This window comes from Bacillus sp. CZDM1 (assembly GCF_055502545.1).
In genome coordinates, this window is sequence record NZ_JBUESO010000014.1 from 43595 (window position 1) to 62545 (window position 18951).

An 18951-nucleotide genomic window follows, 5' to 3' on the forward strand; every position below is an offset into this window, starting at 1 on the left:
GCATAATTAAGAATGTGCTAAATGAAGGTACTGAAGGAGTAAGGTAAACGTATAAAAGGAGAGAATTATGTTTAATAAATTTTTTAGACTTTTAAATTATCCTATTACTTTTCGATATTGTTTTTTTATCCTATTAATAGTAGGAATAACTGTAAGTTGGTTGACTATTGATAAAGACAGTAATGTTTATATCCTATACATCTTTTGTGCAATATTTTTAGGTATTGGATTTTATAACTTTTCTATTTGGTTTATTTTTCTTCTTTCAGGTTTAGTGGTTACTTGCAGATTTATCCTATTACCTGAAGTATCATCTGATTTAACAACATTTTTGACATATTTGTTTACGTATCTTTTAATAACTTTTATCTCAGTTGCACTTATGAAGAAGGTTCAGAAAGTAAAAGAAGATCATTTGGAATTAATAAAAGCACTATCCAACGCATTAGACTCAAGAGATACCTATACCAAATATCATTCCGAAAACGTAGCAAAATATGCTGTTCAAATCGCAGAAAAAATGAAATTGAAAAAAGACTTGTGTAATGTCATTCATACTGGAGGATTACTTCACGATATTGGGAAAATCGGTATTCCTGAATATATCATGCGTAAGTCTGGGAAATTAACAGATTATGAATATAATACTATAAAAACTCATCCAACTATTGGTTATGAGATGATTAAGCATATTTCAACTTTTAAAGAAAATGGGGTTTTAGATATCGTTTTATATCACCATGAACGTTATGATGGCAAAGGTTATCCTAAAGGATTAAAAGGAAATGAAATACCACTAGTCGCTCGAATAGTAGCAGTTGCTGATACTTTTGATGCAATGTCTACCAAACGTGTATATAGAGAGGCACTGGATCTTGATCATGTTTTGAATGAGATTCGTAATAATAAAGGGACACAATTTGATCCTGAAATAGTTGATGTTTTTCTTAGTCTGTTTAATCCTATGAAAGATAAGGAACCTGAAAGAAATAGTAATGGAATCGTTTCGATTCATTTAAAATAGTATTTTATTGACCTGCTATGATTCCAGGTGAACCAACTTCAAGACTTTTTTCTATTTCCGCATGAAAGTTAGTAATAAGCAGCATCTTTGGTTAAACAATATTGAGGAGACCAATAGCTTTTGTTTTTGCTTAAATGGGCTACCGAAAGGATGAAAAATATGAGGTCAAATCAATTTAAGGTGATCTTAGTTTTAATGTTTGTCACTTTATTAACGTACTACTATGATGAACAAATTCTTGCTTTTTTTGGTTTCCCTATAAATTCAGTGGAAGAAGACTTTTTTGATACGATCACTTTGCTGATATTAATAGTTCTGTTCTTATTTTCTTTTTTGTTTGAAAGAAAATTAATAAACGATTTAAAAGAAAGTGAAGAACGGCATCGTTCTTTAATTGAATTATCACCAGATGCAATTCTTGTTCACGATGGGGAAAAACTTCTTTATACAAATCCTTCGGGGGCTAAAATTCTTGGGGCAAATAAAATAGGTGAGCTGATAGGCAAGCCTATTATGGATTTAGTTCATCCAGACTTCCGAGACATTGTAATATCACAGATTAAAAAAGCATTTCAAGAGAGTAAAAACCCACTTGATCGTATGGAACAAAAATTACTTCGTCTAGATGGACAAGTCGTTGACATCGAAGCATCAACTACAAGAATTAGGTTTATGGGGAAAAAGGCGATTTTAAGTATTGATAGAGATATAACCGAACGTAAAAAAGCAGAGGAAACTATTGATTATATGGTTTACCACGATCAATTAACAGGGTTACCCAATAGAAACCTGTTGAATAAGTATACGGAAACAGCTTTTACGAATGCGAAAGATCATCATAAACAAATTGCCATATTATTTATTGATCTGGATGGATTCAAAGGTGTGAATGACAAGCTAGGTCATGCAGTTGGCGATCTTCTTTTACAAGAAGTGTCAATCCGATTAAGAAAATGTGTAGAAAAAATAGGGACAGCAGCAAGATGGGCAGGAGATGAATTTGTGATACTTTTGCCAGATTCAAACCAACTTAATGCCGTTCAAGTGGCGGAAAGTATTTTAAAAACAGTAAGTTCGCATTTCATGATTAAAAATAATGAGGTTATTGTTACCCCAAGCATAGGGATTTCACTTTTTCCCAAAGATGGTGAAGATGGAGAGGAGCTCTTAAAACACGCTGACATGGCTATGTATGAGGCTAAGAATAAAGGCAAAAATAATTATCAATTATATGATAGTAACAGAAAAAAAGAATTTACGATGACTATAAAGTAGCCTTACTTTTTGAACTATTGAAAGAGATGCTTTTACGCGCATTGATAGTTTTTTTCATATCTCACAAAAGACGGTCTTATGTGAGATAACAACTTTTTCTCAATAAAAAGAGCTGCCCTAAAATGGACAGCTCTAGTGAAATAATACTAGCAACTTGCTAGGAGAAGCAAGCTACATTTAATATTATCGACAAACAATCTTAAAAAGTATAGCTCTTTTTTGAAAAAAATTTTTTATCTTTCACAATGTAATAGGAAAAGCTGCCACAAAAAAAGTTTTGTGACAGCCCCAGAAAATCCGAGAGATTTTTGTAGAAGGGAGAAACTATTATTTTCTTGCTATAAATTATCCATAAAAACCTCTATTATTGATCGTTCTATTGCAACCCGTAAGGCTGCAAACCTTCCTTTTGGACCTTAATCCGCCAGACTTCGTTTTTCAATGACTCTGTTACATAAAGGTATCCATTATGAAAAGTCAGATTGGTGGTAAAAGTCCCTGCGTCCTTAGGCAGGCGAATGGTACCGTATTTAAATCCACTTGCATCAAGTACGACAATTTCGCCAGCCTGGAAATGGGCTACATAAAGATTGCCCTCTGTATCGACGGCCAAACCATCTGGACCGATTCCGCCTTCAAATTGACCGAAGACAAACGGCGTTTCACGAGTGTCTTTAGCATTCTTTGAAGGTACAGAGATAATTCGATTTGTCGCGAACTCAGAGATATAAACACGTTGACCGTTCGCTGAAATCGCAATCCCATTAGGATAAGCAATACCTTCTTGGAAAAGTTGTAATCCTGAACCATCTGGCGGCAGGTAGAAGACACGGCCTATTGGATTCGTTGCACTCGATCCCATTGGTTCTGTAAAGTAAAGTCCGCCAGCTTGGTCAAATACGAGGTCATTTAGTCCATTTAAAGGTTTGCCATTGTAAGAATTAACAATGGTCGTACGCTTTCTAGTAACAGGGTCATAGGCGTAAAGTTTTCCAGTAACATCTGTGATAAAAAGGCGTCCATCCTTGTGAAACTTTGTCCCTACAGGGAGGTCGCCTACATATGTTTCTACGATTGAAAGCTTATCGTCTTCGACCTTAATAATTTCGCCTGTAGGCGGACTGACCATCCAAATGTTTCCGCTCCGGTCGAAGTTAATGCCCTCCATAAATCCACTTCCGGTCGCTACCTTTTCCCATTGACTACTAGGTTGGACAATCTCTGAAATGGAATGTCTTTCTCCTTTTGGCACTGGTTTTGTTACATATAACGCTTTTGCTCCAACGACTGTAACAGTAATAAGGGAGAGTATGATTAATACGGTTACTGCTAATACCCTTTTTTTCATTTTATACATTCCTCCTTGTTTAACCTATTAAGGTCAAATGATAAATCTTTCAATTATTCATCTCTCTGATTTCTGAAATAGGGATGAAAGCCTGTATCGCTCAATTTAACAATATATTGTGAATATAAACAATATAAGGAAATATCTGAATTTGATTGAAAATAAGTAGTTTTTTCTTCTATTTAATTTATGTATATTTTGGTAGACTAGGAGTTTTAAAGACTGTGGCGACGGTTCTGGTGGTTTTCTTATTAAAGTTTTTGCTGTGTTAAAGCCGAATGTTGATTTTACTGTGTTTGGAAAATAAGCGGAGAATTTCCGTTTAAATTGGGAAATAGCAAATTAAACCTTTATAATAAATAGAAGGTTCCCATAATAAAGGGACTCAGTGTCTATCTAATCAAACGTTTGATTAGTGGCATTGGGATTAACTAATCGATTGATTAGAATCGCTGCAAATGTTGGCAATGCAGGGTTTGTACCTTCTAAGGAGCGGTGGAAAGTGTCGAAAAGATGGTATAGTGAAAATACCAAAAAGCCCTCAAACTTCGTTTGAGGGCTAAAATCATAGACAAATATACAGAAAAAGATGTATAAATGGTTAAAAATGAATAAATGGTGCCTGTCACCCTTCGTCCATTTGTTTGATCATGGCGATGAAGGGTTCGATGAATTGGGGGTCGAATTGTTTTCCGGAGCAGGCCCGTAATTCTTCGAATGCTTCGTTGAATGTTTTGGTTTTTTGATAGGGCCGTTCGGTGGTCATCGCGTCGAATGAGTCGATGATACATAGGATACGGGCCAGTTTAGGTATTGATTTTTCTTTTAACCCATAGGGATAGCCATTTCCGTCAAAGCGTTCATGGTGCAGCTCCACTAATGGAATCAAGTCTTCTAATTTCTTATTCACTGAAACGATTTCTTTGCCCCAGGTGACATGTTTTTTCATAATCTCCCATTCATGTGGTTCAAGTTTCCCCTTTTTTTGGAGAATATCCCGAGGGACTTCAATTTTCCCGATGTCATGGATTAATGCACCAAGAATTAACGTCTTCCGTTCATAGTCACTTAAGGATACCATCCTTGAAAAGTTCACGGCATACTGATACACACGTTTACTATGACGGTATGTATAGACATCCTTAGAGAGAAAGATTCGCAGCTGCTGTTCTGCTTCTTCCAATTCCTTTTCTAAGGAGAGGGAGCGCTGGACTGAGTATTCGGAATATTGATTGTAAATTTGAACAAGGTTTTTTCCTTGACCCTTCGCTGCATACATGGCTTGATCTGCCTTGTTTAGCAGTTCCGAAATGTTATAGGTTTCTTTTTCGCATTCCGCAATTCCCGCTGAAAAGGATAAGCAGCCATAGGGCAGACTTTCCACCCCATCGAAGTAGGTATCATTTGTCTTCTTCCGTAGTTCATTCATAAATGAAATGGCCCTTTGAGGGGTTGTATTAGGCATTATAATTGAAAATTCCTCACCGCCATAGCGGGCAACCGGGTAATTTTCCACCTCCGAAGCGGCTTTGACAAGTTGGCCAAATTCCTGAAGCAAATGATCACCTTGGATGTGACCGTATAAATCGTTATATTTTTTAAAATCATCGATATCAAGCAGAACGATACAAAGTGGCTGATCGCTTTCCTTCGCGACCGTTACTTCTTTTTCTAAAATCTCTTTAAAATACCCATGATTATTAAGTCCGGTTAAAAAGTCTTTGTTTGCTTTCTCTGAAATTTCCTTAAATAAATGAAAGTGCTGCTTAAAGGCTAACGACAGTAAAAAAGCAATACAGACAAACAGGAAAAGTCCAAATAATCTTTCGTAACTCATTAATATGGCCAGTACTAATGACAGCATGAGCGTACTCATATAAGGGGAAATGGCCTCTTTAATAAGTTCTCTAACTACATTTTCTAAACTTTCAGCAGCTGCCAGAATGAAGAAATATCCGATAAAAAAGACATTCAGGGCAAAGTAAATGCTAAAAGAAATTAAATAAGGAACGATGTTATTGACTTGGATACCATCGATGGTACCCCCAGTTAAAATGAATATATAATAAGTACTAGTGATCATTAAAACATAAATAGAAAAATTAAATATATGTTTCCACCAGACAATTTTTCGTTGTGTCAGTGCAAATAAAATCGAATTAATTAGCAATACCGCCAAAGTTAAATTTAGTCCAAATAAAAAAAGACTTGCAAGGAATATAGAAGAATCCATAGAAAGAGAGTTACCCTTTGGGGGAAGTACTATAGGATGATGATTTAAAAGTAATATAGCTCCTGCCAGTGCAATCGTGATCAGCCATTCGGAAGATGAATGAATTTTAAGATCATATATTGCTATAAAGGCGATGATGCCTAAAACCGAGACAATAAAAAGGTATTTATTAGTGGTTGACTTTAAAAACTGCATTTTGTTCATCACTCTCATAATAAGATAGGAGAAAGTGATAGGTCACTTTCCCCATTTTAATACTACTTTAGGATTATATTAGTCTAAATCCAGAAGTTAAAGCAACAATTACAGATCCAATAATAATTGCATTGTAAATCATGCCAGTCAATTTAAGTCCATGTCTTTGGTCTTTTTTCATCCTTGTTCACCCCCCTTCATGGATAGGGGAGAAAGATCACTCTTTTTTGCCAGCGGATGTCGGACCATGATGTATTGAATGAAAAAGAAGATTCCGATATTCATAATAATATCGCCGATACTAATGATTTGTGTACGCGGGTAGGGATCAGAAATTGGAATCACATCACCCAAAAATCCAAGATGAGTAGTAGAAGTTAACATGGTATGCTTGGCATACAAGCTTTCTTTTAGCGCTTCAATGTAACCAGGGTCTAAAACGGCTGCAGACTCTACGGAAACGGGCATTCTGCCCCCATTCACGACCATCACTAGAAAGTTTAGAAATACACCAATAAAAATAAGGATAAAACCAGGATTCTTGCGATTTAAAAATAAAAATAGCAAGCCAATCATATAGACTAAGATATAAATAGAGCCGCTCAATTGTCCTAAAAATTCACTATTGTTTTGGAGGGTAAAAACCGTTAATTGAACAACCAATAGTAGTGGGAATACCCATCCCCACTTAAGATTTAGCTGAGAGAAGGCTCTTAAGTTCCCTTTCCTAAATAAACCGACAATAAATGAAATGATTATACCATCAAATACCATTAATTTTTACCTGCCTATGCTCGATATAAGTTTGATAAAAGAGAAGATTTTATATTGGGTAAATATTCCTACAATAAACATCATATTGTTGTATTTTGTCGAATACAATAGAAATTTGTGAAATTTACGTGTTTTTTTTGTAAAAAAGTACGGGGGACGGTTCTGGTGGCTTCCTTATTCAAGTTTTAGCTATATATTTGTAGAGTTCACCATGGTTATTGGTTGTGGGATAGAAAAGATTGATTAAGAACACAAGGCTATATCCACGACAAAAAACTCACTAGAAAACTGCCCAGGTTCGTTTTTATATAAGGGTTTATAGCGCTTTTAATCAAACGTTTAATTGGCATTTTGTATAGGATATGTGTGTCAGGTTATGACGTTTATTAGTTTCTATTGTCTATTTTGAGGAAGGTCATAAATACTTTCTATTTTCCTTCGGCAAATTATTCATTTGAAAACAATTAAAGTTCTCATCCTAATGGGACTCAGTGTCTATCTAATCCAACGTTTGATTAGTGAGATTGGGATTAACTAATCGATTGATTAGAATCGCTGTATATGTTGGCAATGCAGGGTTTGTACCTCTAAGAAGCGTTGGAAAGTGTCGAAAAGTTGGTATAGTGAAAATGGTGATATTTGTATTATGAGGTTTGGTACCACTCCACACTTCTACTTCAAATCTATTTTATTCACGGAAATACTATTCTCAAAAGTAGAGAAAAGAGAAGGTTCCGTTAACCTCACAACACAAAGATTCATAGATTCAGGAGCACCGAAAAAAGCTAGGTGAAATAAAATTAAAGGGACCATAAGAACCGCCAAATGGCAACCTTTACTCCCCAAAATTAAGACTCCGTGTGCATCCAGTCATAGTATACGACTTCTAAGTTTCGGAGAACATAGTGCAACGGCTTACTCTCATTTTCAAGTAACTGCTGGAGATAGTGTTCTTTTAGTTTGTTGGTTAAAATTCCATAAAAGAAAGCAATCGGTTTTGCTACAGCTTTGGTAGATTTCAGTTTACGCACCAGCTGCTTAAAGGACTGAATCGCAATGGAGAGAACATCATCAGTGTGTTGATGACATTCAAATCTAAAAGCAGCAATTTGAACCATATGCCAGTATTCTTCAATCGTCTTTGCGTCGGAGAAGAAGTATTTTACGAGTTGGACAAATGTTTGTGGGATTTTTTCAGAAACAAAAGTATGATCGAGTTCAATCGGCGCTTCGTTACGTTTAGTAGTCTTTTTAATATTCGTTTTTAAAAGATTATTAGTTTCTTTAGGGTGGTTCAATTTTTCCGCTTTGGGTGGTTCACTTTGTGGAAAACGATTAAAGCTGTATAAATTACTAGTCTGTGCTCCATTTTTTCGTTCGGTTTCATAGATGGTAAGGATTCCCAATTCCTTGGCTTTGATGGTCATCCGTTTAAACGTAGAGCGGGAGATTCCATTCCCTTGATACTCTTCATTAATCGCTTTTAACAAAGTCCCAATCTTTGCATTGGAAACCCCTGGCACTTTTACAGAGAAACGAACCAGCCGCTTCAAGCCAACAAGCTCTCCCTTCGAGAACTCATGCTTCTTCACCGCTAACCACATCTCTATATGCGTATTGAACTCCTTCACACTTTTAAACTGAGAATACCCTTCAAACCCTTCAATTCTGCCTGATTTCAAATTCACAAAAATGCACCAGCCTTTCTACCCTCTATATAGGAATCTAGAGGGCAAAAGGACAGGGTGATTTGTGGAAAGTTGTGACAGAATTATGGACGATGAGCCGCAAGGACGGTTCTGGCTTTTCTGACTCTATCATTGATCGGAAAAACCCACCATAAAAAGAGAGGATGATTCATTTTCTCTGAATCATCCTCTCTGCTGTTTTAGAAGAATAAGAAGCCTAGTGAAATGACTACACCGCTGACAACAAGGACCATGACAAGGTACCCCATGATGTCCTTCGCCTTCAGACCCGCGATTGCTAGTGCGGGAAGTGCCCAGAATGGCTGGATCATGTTCGTCCAGGCGTCGCCCCACGCAACGGCCATCGCTGTTTTTGGAAGGGATGCACCAAGTTGTGTCGCCGCATCCAGCATAATAGGACCTTGAACTGCCCATTGCCCTCCACCAGATGGAACGAAGAAGTTGACAATACCGGCACTTAAAAAGGCAAGCATCGGGAAGGTAAATTCATTTGAAATTGCAATAAACCAGTCAGATATGACGGCAGCTAATCCAGAGGTCGTCATCAATCCCATTAATCCGGCATAGAAAGGGAATTGGATGATAATGCCGCTCGCTCCTTTAACCGCATTCAACACAGCATCCAAGAATTGTTTTGGAGTACCGTGGAGTAGAATGCCAAGGAATAAAAATAAGAAATTGACGATATCGAGGTTTAGCTTAAATCCGTTAGTGGCGAAATAATAGAACAGGAAAACAAGTCCAAGTACTCCAATTAATAGAGAAATAAATTTGCTGTTTTCAAGTCTGTCAGCAGGTGTCAGAGCCTCTTTTTCAATGGCCGCTGCCTGGAAATCACCCTCCAAGAGTGCAGGGTCAACCGTTATCGTTTGTTCCTTTGACGGCATACTTAAGCGGTTGATAATAGGAATGGTTACAAGCAGCCCTAATACAATCACGATATTAAAGGTTGAAAAAATCGTTTCACTTGTTGGGATAACACCGATTAGATCTTCTGTAAAATGTCCCGGAGTGGCAATGGTTAATGGGACAGACCCTGAAATTCCTCCATGCCATACGAGAAATCCTGAGTAAGCGCTCGCAATTAGCAGCCTGTAATCAACATTTTCTACTCTTTTCGCTAATTCCTTCGCAAACAAAGCACCAATGACCAGCCCGAATCCCCAGTTAATGAGGCTGGCAATCATCGATACGACGGTTACGATGACAATTGCCTGCCCTGGTGACTTAGCGAATGAAGCAAGAGATCCTAACCCTTTTTTAAATATATGGCTGCTTGCCAAGACATGTCCTGTTACTAATACGAGGACCATCTGCATCGTAAAAGAAAGAAGTGCCCAAAAGCCATTTCCCCAGTGCTGGACCATTTGGTATGGTCCGTTATCTGTGAAAATAAGGCCTAATCCAAATACAACAAACGTTAAAATGATGACGAAAATAAATGGATCTGGCAAGTACCGCTGCATGATGCGGTTAAAAAATGATACCAAAACTTTCATAAAGTTCTCCCCTTTTGATGTATTATTGCAACACTATTAGGTATTTTACAAAAATTCCGAAATTCCTCCATTTAGATTATATATTTTGACAAATTAAGAAAAAATACCTAAAAATAAAACAAAGAAATCTGGAGAATATTAGTTTTGGTGCCTGTCATTCCCCGATATTTTCGAAGTTTGCAACATTAGCCATACACCCTTATCTACCAGAAGACGAGTGGACATGGGTGGGCATGGCGTGGACATGGGGACGGTTCTGATGGCTTTTATCTTTGGCTTTGTTAAAGACAGATGTTGATTTTTCTCACGAAGACCCGATGAAGGACTAATCTCAATAAGAAATTTTCTGATATGTCCTTCATCACGCTTATGAAGGACTAATTTCACTGGGAACTCTCCTGATTTGTCTTTCATCATGCTTATGAAGGACTAATCTCACTGGGAACTCTCCTGATTTGTCTTTGATCATGCTTATGAAGGACTAATCTCACTGGAAACTCTCCTGATTTGTCTTTCATCATACATATGGTTGTGTCTGAACGAAAAGAGATGCCCTTGGATATGACCATGAGAACCGTCTCCATGGTCCCCATGAATTATATTTTTACCGGTATCGGCTTCCTTTTTTCAAATTTGTATATATAGTTAAATCCACATTCCTTTGCTAATGAAAGCGCATCGGTGAGGTTTGCTCCAACGGTATCAGCGCTGTGGGAGTCTGAGCCAATGGTTAGGATTTCTCCGCCGAGGTCTTTGTATAGCTGGATGATTTTGATGGAGGGCATCGTCTGTTTTAAACTTGTTCTGAGTCCAGAGGTATTAATCTCGATTCCTATATTTCTATCAATTGCTTTCCTTAGGACGAGCTCGATGATTTCCTGATATTCTTGAAAATCATATAGGCCATGTACTTTATAGGCATATCGTTTCATTAAGTCGAAATGGGCGATGATATCTATATCTGAGGCAGATACCATAGACAAGAGTGCATTGAAATACCGTTCATAGGCAGTTGCAGGATCTTCGTTGAGGGCGAGACGAAGCTTCTGGTTATTGAGATTATGGACAGAACCTAAGATGAAATCCAAGTCTAGTGGCTGCAGTATTTCATCATATTGATCTTTTAAAAGGTGAGGCTCGCAAAGTTCAATTCCAGCTTTTACGATTAACTGGCTGTGAAATTTCTCCTGACATTCACGAATCTCATGTAAATAATTTTCAAAAACGATGTGACCGTAGGTTGGCGCAAGGGGATTAACGGAGAAATGCTCGGTGAAGCAAATTTCTCGAATCTCGTTTTCTATTGCTTTTTTACATACTTCCACCATACTAGCGGTGGAGTCAAAGGAATGATTGGTGTGATGATGATAATCCATTACATACATCGTTTTTTCACCTGCTTTTTTTAAAATTACTATAGTGAAATCTTTCACAATTGTCTATATTAGAACTAAAATTTTCCTAATAGCGAGATGAGCACAATTTTGTCAGATTGTTCAAACATCAAATGAATGATTTTCTCTTTTTCTATTAAACTCGAATACTTTAAAGAATTCAACAAACAAACTCCGAAAGACATAGCAGCAGCCGTCAAAGAATTACTTTAAAAAGTGAAAGGGTGTCGATTTCGGTGTTTTTTTTCATATTGTTATGTCTGAACAAAAAGAGATGCCCTTGAATATGACCATGAGAACCGTCCCCATGGTTTTTATGTGAATATAGGAATGTTTACTCTTTTCAATTTTCGAAATGAATAATACAATGAAGGGTGTAAATAATAAAGAAAATATTGGATTTTATTAGGAGGACCATCATGAGCTTGAAATTTGCAATCATTGGCTGCGGAAGAATTTCGCCCAATCATATAGCTGCGGCTATCGAAAATGAACTTGAAATTGTTGGATTATGTGACACTACACCTGAACATATGGAGGATAAAATTGCGAGTTTTAACCTTCCAGCATCAACGCCTACATATACAGACTATAAAGAGTTACTTGAAAAAGAAAAGCCACAGCTAGTCGCCATTTGTACGGAAAGTGGGAAGCATGGTCAAATTGCTTTAGATTGTATTGATATGGGAAGTAATTTGATCATTGAAAAGCCGATCGCTCTTTCGCTAGAAGAAGCGGATGCCATCATTGAAAAAGCAAAAGAAAAAAATGTGAAGGTAAGTGCCTGCCATCAAAACCGTTTTAATAAATCGGTTCAAAAAATAAGGGAAGCAGTCGAACAAGAGCGCTTCGGCAGATTACTACATGGAACTGCTCATATTCGCTGGAACAGGGGAGAAGATTATTACAAGCAAGCTCCTTGGCGTGGAACATGGGAACAAGATGGTGGTGCATTGATGAACCAATGTATTCATAATATTGATCTTTTACGTTGGATGATGGGCGACGAGATTACAGAAGTGGTTGGGATGACAGACAACATGAAACACGACTTTATCGAGGCTGAAGACTTAGGGATGGCATTAATTAAGTTTTCAAATGGAAGTTATGGAATTGTTGAGGGTACCACCAATATCTATCCGACGAACCTTGAAGAAACGCTCTACATTTTTGGAGAGAAAGCAACTGTTAAAGCTGGAGGAAAATCGGTCAATATTATCGAGGAATGGCAGTTTGCAGATAAGTTAGATGATCCAGAAGAAGTGAAAGAAACGTATCAAGAAAATCCTCCGAATGTATACGGATTTGGTCATAACCCACTGTATGCGGATGTCATTGATGCTATCAAGAATGATCGTGAACCATACGTGACAGCAGAAGATGGAAGAAGAGCACTAGAGCTTGTTCTTGCCATTTATAAATCAGCTGCGGAAGGTAAAAGTGTTAAACTTCCACTGGAAAAATGCAGCACATTGGATTTTAAAGGCAGGTTCGAAAGATAGGAAATTGGTGACCGTGACCAGGGGGACGGTTCCAATGGTCTTTTGATTATGATTTCACACTTCGGAGCAAATCGTAGGATTTGATTATTTTTTACGCTAATAAGTTACATGTTTTTCATTCAATTTATGAGGGAACCCTTGTCATATAAGGGTTCCCTTCATATTTACACAAACGTTTAATTAACCCTTTATTTGTCGAGAGGCGCTTGAGATAGCTTTCTTACTAAGCCACAGTTGTCCCCTTAGGTTTTGTGGTAAAATATAGGATGATACAATGGATTAATGTTAGCTAGAAGGCAGGTGTTCTGATGAAGATTAATATACATATTGTGGCACCTTATGAAGCAATGATTCCTGTTATTCAGGAGTGTATCCCTCTTTTTCCTGCGCTTGATATTACCTATTCTCTTGGGGATTTAGAGGAAGGGGTTAGGAAGGCGGTCGATGCGGAGGAAAAGGGTGCAGACATTCTGATTAGCAGGGGTGGAACAGCTCAATTTATTAAGAAGAATGTTCGGATTCCGGTTTTGGATATGCATCTTTCCGGATATGACATGATTCGGTCGCTTTCTTTGGCCACGAATTTGGAAAGAAAGACGGCGATAGTGGGCTTTTCCAATATTACCTCTGGGGCTCAGGCCGTTATTGACTTATTAGACCTTCCCTTACAGGTATTCACGATTTCCGATCTTTCTGAGGTAGCCCCGTTGATTTTAGAGCTAAAAAACACTGGCTATGAGCAAATTGTCGGTGATGTGATTACGCTGAAAACCTCCAAGGCATATGGTCTTAAGGGTTTTTTAATCCAATCGGGCAAAGAGTCGATTATGAATTCACTTGAGGATGCGGAGATTCTCTATCGTTATCTGCAAGACAATAACAATGTCACAAAGGTTATGGAGCAATATATCGTAAATAACCATCAAAATCTGATGATGATCGATGGGCAAAATAAGCTGATTTATGAGCATTGGACGGATTTTCCTTCCAATCCACTTACAGAGGAACATTTATACATATTAAATACAGACCTTGAGATCAATCAACATAAGGTGACGAGAAATCTTATGCTTGATGATCGGATGATTAATGTGACGGGCACCTGTGTTCAAGTTGAGGGGCAGCGTTACAAGGTCATTGTAATCGATAAAAATACAATGCCGCTAATGGAGCGAAGGGGACTCACCATCGAGACGGAAATCGCGAGTGAACCCATTGCGGATACCTCTGTTTCGATCAAGACGATTCTCAATCATATTGAAACACTCTATAAAAGCAATCAAATCATCCTTTTAGAAGGAAGGAAAGGAACAAGCAAGGCCTTTATTACGCAATATATCCATCAAAAGCTTGCAGATGGCGGCATGCTTGCTACCCTAAATTTCAAGGAATTTGAGCAAGACTATTTGGATCAGCTGCCGTTAGGAAAAATTAGGACAATCAAGCTGTTGAATACAGAATTTGCAGACGGTCGCGAAAGGCTTTCCCACTTTTTAAAGGAATGTCAAAAACAGCAGGTTCGTATTTTCATCGTTTCAGAAAATGGGTTTGTTCCTGAGCTCCTTCCAGGACTCAAACTTACGAAAATTATGATGCCGACTCTTTCTGAAAGAAAAGAGGATATTCGCACCCTGGCCCAATATTTCATCGCCTACTACAATCAGAAATATGGAACAACAGCTGTGAAAATTACAAATGAGGCAATCGGGTTTTTAGAGAACTATAGCTATCCGAATGAGATTGATGATTTGAAAAACTTAATCAAGCAGATCGCCCTCAATTCGCAGGACTATGTGATTCAAAAGGAAACGATTGAAAAAGCGAATACGAATGAACACCTCCCAGCCAATGACATTCTTCAAAAAGGTACCCTTAAGGAAATTGAAAAGGAAATCATTAAATGGGTACTGAAGGCAGAAAATCATAATCAAACAAAAGCAGCAGAACGATTAGGCATTAATCGTGCCACCCTATGGCGTAAGCTTAAAGAGTAATCTTTATGCTTTCGCCTATTTTTATTGGGAAAAATAAGGCAGGGCTACCTACGTTTTTCAAATCTAAACTGTTGCAATTTTAAACGATTAAATTTCGCATAATATAAATATATAAAAAAGTGTTGCTTTTATAAACAATCTGTTTTAAGATAACAAATGTAAACGATTTACTAGATAACTTGTGTTACTTTTTTAAACAATCTTAAGGGGGAAAACAAGATGAGAATTAAAGCAACTTTAGATAAAATTCCTGGCGGGATGATGGTTGTTCCGTTGTTATTAGCAGCAACAATCAATACATTCTTCCCAAGCGCATTACGAATTGGCGGATTCACTGAGTCCTTGTTTGTAACCGGTGCCAATACATTAATTGCACTCTTCCTATTTATTGCCGGTGCGCAAATCAGTGTGAAAAACGTAGGGGTATCACTTGGTAAAGGTGCCACATTACTTGGTTTGAAATGGGTAGTTGGTGCTGCCGTTGGTTTAATCGGTTACTTGTTAGCTGATAGTAACGGATTATTTATAGGAATGGCACCGCTTGCGATTATTGCAGCGATGACAAATAGTAATGGCGGTATGTATATGGCTCTTGTGGGTCAATACGGAAAAGAAGATGACAAAGCAGCGTATTCACTGTTAGCTTTAAATGATGGACCATTCTTAACAATGGTAGCATTATCGATTTTTGGAACAATGGGATTTGTAGACGGAATGTTCTCGGCTAAATCCTTTATCGCAGTCCTTCTTCCTATCGTCATCGGTATGATCTTAGGAAACTTAGATCCAGAATTGAAGGCATTCTTAACAAAAGGCAGTGACATGCTGATTCCATTCTTCGCCTTCGCGCTGGGTATGGGAATTAACTTCACTGCTATCCTTGAAGGTGGATTAGCGGGAATATTACTAGGTGTGATAACAGTTATCTTTACAGGTGGTTCAGGTTATTTACTATTTAAATGGATTGGCTGGAACCCACTTGTTGGTGCAGCAGAAGGTACAACTGCAGGTAACGCAGTTGCAACACCGGCAGCAATTGTAGCTGCGAATGCGTCATTCGCACAGTACGCAGAACTTGCAACCGTTCAAATCGCAGCAAGTGTTGTAACAACAGCAATCTTACTTCCAATCGTAATCGGCTTTTTAGCCAAACGTTTAGAGAAAAAAGGCGGACTAGCCAAATATAATCATTAATTCCAGCTATTTTGTAAAAAAGAGAGACTTAATGGCTCTCTTTTTTTGAAAGAGAAGGAAGTTCAAGGTGCCATGAAAGGCACCTCGTGCTTTTCCCAGGGAGGACAACAAAATGAAATTAGCAATCATAGCAGACGACCTAACGGGTGCTAATGATAGCGGAGTTCAATTAGCACAACATGGTCTGAAAACCTCCGTATTATTTGACATAGATAAAGAATCAATCCATCACTATGAGGGTATTATTTTTGATACAGATAGTCGTTCCATCGAACGCGAAGAAGCTTATCAAAAGGTAAAAAAGGCGGCTAGCTTTTTAAAGGAAGCGGGCTTTCCCTCTATCTTCAAAAAAATTGACTCCACGATGAGAGGAAATATTGGTGCAGAAATAGATGCGGTTTATGATGTGGTCAAACCGGATTTTATGATGATTGCACCAGGTTATCCTAAAAATAATCGTACAATCTTACATTCCACTCATTATTTAAATGGAGTTCCATTAGCAGAAACGGAAATCTCTAAGGATCCGAAAACACCTGTTACTCTTTCTTTTTTGCCTGAGCTTTTACAGGAACAAACAAAGCAAAGAATTGGAACGATCACCCTCGATGACTTAGAGCAAGGTGTGACTAGAATTCAAGAAAAATTAGATCATTATTTTGAACAAAGCATCGCATACATTCTTGTCGATTCAACAGAGGAACAGCATCTTGAGCAAATTTTGGCGTATACAAAGCAGTTACGGTACCAATTCTCATGGGCAGGTTCGGCTGGTATCGCCAATTATCTTCCGGCTTACTACGATATACCAGAACAGCATCGTGACTTGTCAATTCCAAAAAACGATGGTCCCATTCTTACCGTAGTAGGAAGTGTGAATAAAAACTCACGAGCACAGTTAAAGCTATTGTTAGAAAAAACAAATGTGTATCCGATTGCCTTTGAATCCTACAAATCGGTTTCCGATGAAGAGGAACGTGCAAATGAGATTAGAAGGGTCTATAACCAAGCGGTGGAAAACGCTGAAAAAGGTTTTGATGTTGTCATCTATTCCACTGGTGAGGCAAGCGATATTGAAAAAGCTTGGGAGATAGGGGAAGCTAAAGGCTTAACCCACACACAGATCAGCAATGAAATCGTAAAAGCGATCGGTATTGTTTGTGCCGCTCTTTTAGAAAAGGACTATTTCAAAGGTGTTTCCATGACAGGTGGAGACACGGCGAAACAAATTTGCCATTTATGGGATGTTAAAGGCTTTGAACTATTCGATGAATTAGAAATTGGTGTACCGATTTCGCGGTTTTTTGGAAATGATCATTTGTATGTGATCACAAAGGCTGGAGGATTTGGAACACCTGAGGTATTTATCAATGCCATTCACAAATTAAAGGGGGAGCTATCATAATGAAACCAGTAATTGGGATTACAATGGGAGATGCAGCAGGAATTGGACCTGAAATTATCGTTAAGGCCCTTGCGCACGAGGAAGTTTATCAAATTTGCCGTCCTGTCGTCATCGGTGATGCAAAAATACTAGAACGGGTAAAACCGATTGTTGAATCAAATGCAAAAATAAATATCATTACCGATCCAGCTGAAGGAACGTACGAATATGGAACGATTGATGTCATTGATGTAGACCTGCTGCCAGTGGATTTACCATTTGGAGAGGTTTCATCGATTGCTGGAGATGCAGCCTTTCAATTTATTGCAAAATCCGTTGAACTTGCAAAAGAAAGAAAAATTGATTCCATCTGTACCGCGCCATTGAATAAAGAAGCCTTGCACAAAGGCGGCCACATGTACCCTGGACATACAGAAATTTTGGCTGACCTAACGGATACGGAAGATTTCTCTATGATGCTGACAACACCAAATTTAAGGGTAATTCATTTAACCACACATATGGGTCTGATTGACGCCATCAATAGCATCAATCCAGAAAGAACCTATAAAGTGGTTAAATTAGCACATGAAACACTTTCACGAGCAGGCTTCGATAACCCGCGCATCGCCGTTTGTGGCATTAACCCGCATGCAGGGGAAAATGGCTTATTCGGCTACGGAGAAGAAGAGGAAAAATTACAGCCAGGTATTGAACAAGCACAGGCAGAAGGAATCAATGTAACAGGACCGCTGCCTGCCGACACTTTATTCTTCAGAGCAGGAAGAGGAGACTTCGATATCGTCGTAGCCTGCTACCATGACCAAGGCCATGCGCCAATTAAAGTAATGGGCATTGAAGAAGGCGTCAACATCACCGTGGGACTAAAAGGCGGAATCATCCGCACATCCGTCGACCACGGAACCGCCTTCGACATAGCCGGCAAAAACATCGCCGCTGAACAAAGCATGCTCGCTGCCATCAACTCAGCTATTGAATTGGCACCGAAGAGATAAGTGACCTTGACCGTGGTAAGTGACCTTGGGGACGGTTCTTATGGTCTTTTGAATATGGATTCACACTTCAGAGCAAATCGTAGGATTTGCTCTTTTTTTTTCGCTAATAATTTACCTATTTTTCATTCAATTTATGAGGGAATCCTTGTCATACAAGGGTTCCCATCACATTTACACAAACGTTTAATTAATCCTTCATATTGTCGGAAACTGTCTCTTATGTAGAGTTTTGTAAGTTCATAAAGAAACCTAGAACCTATTTTCTAGCGCTGACATCTTGAAGGGCATGGTGAAGCGCCACATTAAGGGCAAAGTCGGTCTTTCCAACGCTTGGGCGAGCACCGATGATGATCAAATCGGAATCCTGGAATCCATCTGTCAGTTGTTGAATATGATGAAAATGAAAAAGG

At 38.3% G+C, this 18951-nt stretch carries 14 protein-coding genes and 1 pseudogene; 7 read left to right on the top strand and 8 right to left on the bottom strand.

The annotated features are described in order from the left end of the window. The first annotated feature begins 67 nt into the window (after window positions 1-67). The gene (locus ACY3XC_RS23860) at window positions 68-1024 is read left to right on the top strand and encodes an HD-GYP domain-containing protein (protein ID WP_179158959.1); all 957 of its coding nucleotides are present in this window, start codon (window positions 68-70) and stop codon (window positions 1022-1024) included. 159 nt (window positions 1025-1183) lie between these two features. After that, window positions 1184-2299 carry a diguanylate cyclase domain-containing protein gene (locus ACY3XC_RS23865; protein ID WP_464870794.1) on the top strand — a complete coding sequence of 372 codons (1116 nt, stop codon included), beginning with the start codon at window positions 1184-1186 and terminating at the stop codon, window positions 2297-2299. A gap of 376 nt (window positions 2300-2675) precedes the next feature. Here ACY3XC_RS23865 and ACY3XC_RS23870 read toward each other — a convergent pair whose 3' ends face one another. The 7 genes from ACY3XC_RS23870 to ACY3XC_RS23900 all read right to left on the bottom strand — a co-directional run bounded on the left by ACY3XC_RS23870 (window position 2676) and on the right by ACY3XC_RS23900 (window position 11442). Beyond that, the gene (locus ACY3XC_RS23870) at window positions 2676-3647 is read right to left on the bottom strand and encodes an SMP-30/gluconolactonase/LRE family protein (protein WP_464870795.1); all 972 of its coding nucleotides are present in this window, start codon (window positions 3645-3647) and stop codon (window positions 2676-2678) included. Window positions 3648-4043: 396 nt separating this feature from the next. Next, complete coding sequence (locus ACY3XC_RS23875) at window positions 4044-4181, bottom strand: hypothetical protein (protein WP_464870796.1); 138 nt, start codon at window positions 4179-4181, stop codon at window positions 4044-4046. 91 nt (window positions 4182-4272) lie between these two features. Beyond that, entirely contained in the window at window positions 4273-6075 is a 1803-nt protein-coding gene (locus tag ACY3XC_RS23880; protein ID WP_464870797.1) for a bifunctional diguanylate cyclase/phosphohydrolase, read from the bottom strand. A 177-nt stretch (window positions 6076-6252) separates the two neighbouring features. Continuing rightward, window positions 6253-6849 carry a DUF5317 domain-containing protein gene (locus tag ACY3XC_RS23885; protein WP_464870798.1) on the bottom strand — a complete coding sequence of 199 codons (597 nt, stop codon included), beginning with the start codon at window positions 6847-6849 and terminating at the stop codon, window positions 6253-6255. An 848-nt stretch (window positions 6850-7697) separates the two neighbouring features. Then, on the bottom strand, window positions 7698-8537 hold the full coding sequence (locus ACY3XC_RS23890) for a hypothetical protein (RefSeq protein WP_464870799.1): 840 nt from the start codon (window positions 8535-8537) through the stop codon (window positions 7698-7700). Window positions 8538-8737: 200 nt separating this feature from the next. Beyond that, window positions 8738-10057, bottom strand: a complete 1320-nt coding sequence (locus ACY3XC_RS23895; RefSeq protein WP_464870800.1) for a short-chain fatty acid transporter — start codon at window positions 10055-10057, stop codon at window positions 8738-8740. 596 nt (window positions 10058-10653) lie between these two features. Next, on the bottom strand, window positions 10654-11442 hold the full coding sequence (locus ACY3XC_RS23900; protein WP_464870801.1) for a histidinol-phosphatase HisJ family protein: 789 nt from the start codon (window positions 11440-11442) through the stop codon (window positions 10654-10656). A 428-nt stretch (window positions 11443-11870) separates the two neighbouring features. Between ACY3XC_RS23900 and ACY3XC_RS23905 the strand changes: the two genes are divergently transcribed. From ACY3XC_RS23905 to pdxA, 5 genes are all read left to right on the top strand, one after another. Beyond that, window positions 11871-12953: a Gfo/Idh/MocA family protein gene (locus ACY3XC_RS23905; RefSeq protein WP_464870803.1), complete on the top strand. Its 1083-nt coding sequence runs from the start codon at window positions 11871-11873 to the stop codon at window positions 12951-12953. Between the two features lie 308 nt (window positions 12954-13261). Continuing rightward, a complete protein-coding gene (locus tag ACY3XC_RS23910) occupies window positions 13262-14947 on the top strand; it encodes a PrpR N-terminal domain-containing protein (protein WP_464870804.1) in 1686 nt (561 codons plus the stop codon). A 219-nt stretch (window positions 14948-15166) separates the two neighbouring features. Then, window positions 15167-16141: a 2-keto-3-deoxygluconate permease gene (locus tag ACY3XC_RS23915; RefSeq protein WP_464870805.1), complete on the top strand. Its 975-nt coding sequence runs from the start codon at window positions 15167-15169 to the stop codon at window positions 16139-16141. Window positions 16142-16253: 112 nt separating this feature from the next. Next, a complete protein-coding gene (locus tag ACY3XC_RS23920) occupies window positions 16254-17546 on the top strand; it encodes a four-carbon acid sugar kinase family protein (protein WP_464870806.1) in 1293 nt (430 codons plus the stop codon). Further along, on the top strand, window positions 17546-18541 hold the full coding sequence (gene pdxA, locus ACY3XC_RS23925; RefSeq protein WP_464870807.1) for a 4-hydroxythreonine-4-phosphate dehydrogenase PdxA: 996 nt from the start codon (window positions 17546-17548) through the stop codon (window positions 18539-18541). Before ACY3XC_RS23920 ends, pdxA begins: the two co-directional genes overlap by 1 nt. A 283-nt stretch (window positions 18542-18824) precedes the next feature. Here pdxA and ACY3XC_RS23930 read toward each other — a convergent pair. Continuing rightward, window positions 18825-18941: pseudogene (locus tag ACY3XC_RS23930) on the bottom strand (DnaB-like helicase C-terminal domain-containing protein); the annotation flags it as partial. Between the last annotated feature and the right edge of the window lie 10 nt (window positions 18942-18951).

Excerpts from the sequence above, each read along its gene's own strand:
- ACY3XC_RS23860 (WP_179158959.1), top strand. The coding sequence starts at position 68 with ATGTTTAATAAATTTTTTAGACTTTTAAATTATCCTATTACTTTTCGA.
- ACY3XC_RS23865 (WP_464870794.1), top strand. The coding sequence starts at position 1,184 with ATGAGGTCAAATCAATTTAAGGTGATCTTAGTTTTAATGTTTGTCACT.
- ACY3XC_RS23870 (WP_464870795.1), bottom strand. The coding sequence starts at position 3,647 with ATGAAAAAAAGGGTATTAGCAGTAACCGTATTAATCATACTCTCCCTT.
- ACY3XC_RS23880 (WP_464870797.1), bottom strand. The coding sequence starts at position 6,075 with ATGCAGTTTTTAAAGTCAACCACTAATAAATACCTTTTTATTGTCTCG.
- ACY3XC_RS23885 (WP_464870798.1), bottom strand. The coding sequence starts at position 6,849 with ATGGTATTTGATGGTATAATCATTTCATTTATTGTCGGTTTATTTAGG.
- ACY3XC_RS23895 (WP_464870800.1), bottom strand. The coding sequence starts at position 10,057 with ATGAAAGTTTTGGTATCATTTTTTAACCGCATCATGCAGCGGTACTTG.
- ACY3XC_RS23900 (WP_464870801.1), bottom strand. The coding sequence starts at position 11,442 with ATGTATGTAATGGATTATCATCATCACACCAATCATTCCTTTGACTCC.
- ACY3XC_RS23905 (WP_464870803.1), top strand. The coding sequence starts at position 11,871 with ATGAGCTTGAAATTTGCAATCATTGGCTGCGGAAGAATTTCGCCCAAT.
- ACY3XC_RS23910 (WP_464870804.1), top strand. The coding sequence starts at position 13,262 with ATGAAGATTAATATACATATTGTGGCACCTTATGAAGCAATGATTCCT.
- ACY3XC_RS23915 (WP_464870805.1), top strand. The coding sequence starts at position 15,167 with ATGAGAATTAAAGCAACTTTAGATAAAATTCCTGGCGGGATGATGGTT.
- ACY3XC_RS23920 (WP_464870806.1), top strand. The coding sequence starts at position 16,254 with ATGAAATTAGCAATCATAGCAGACGACCTAACGGGTGCTAATGATAGC.
- pdxA (WP_464870807.1), top strand. The coding sequence starts at position 17,546 with ATGAAACCAGTAATTGGGATTACAATGGGAGATGCAGCAGGAATTGGA.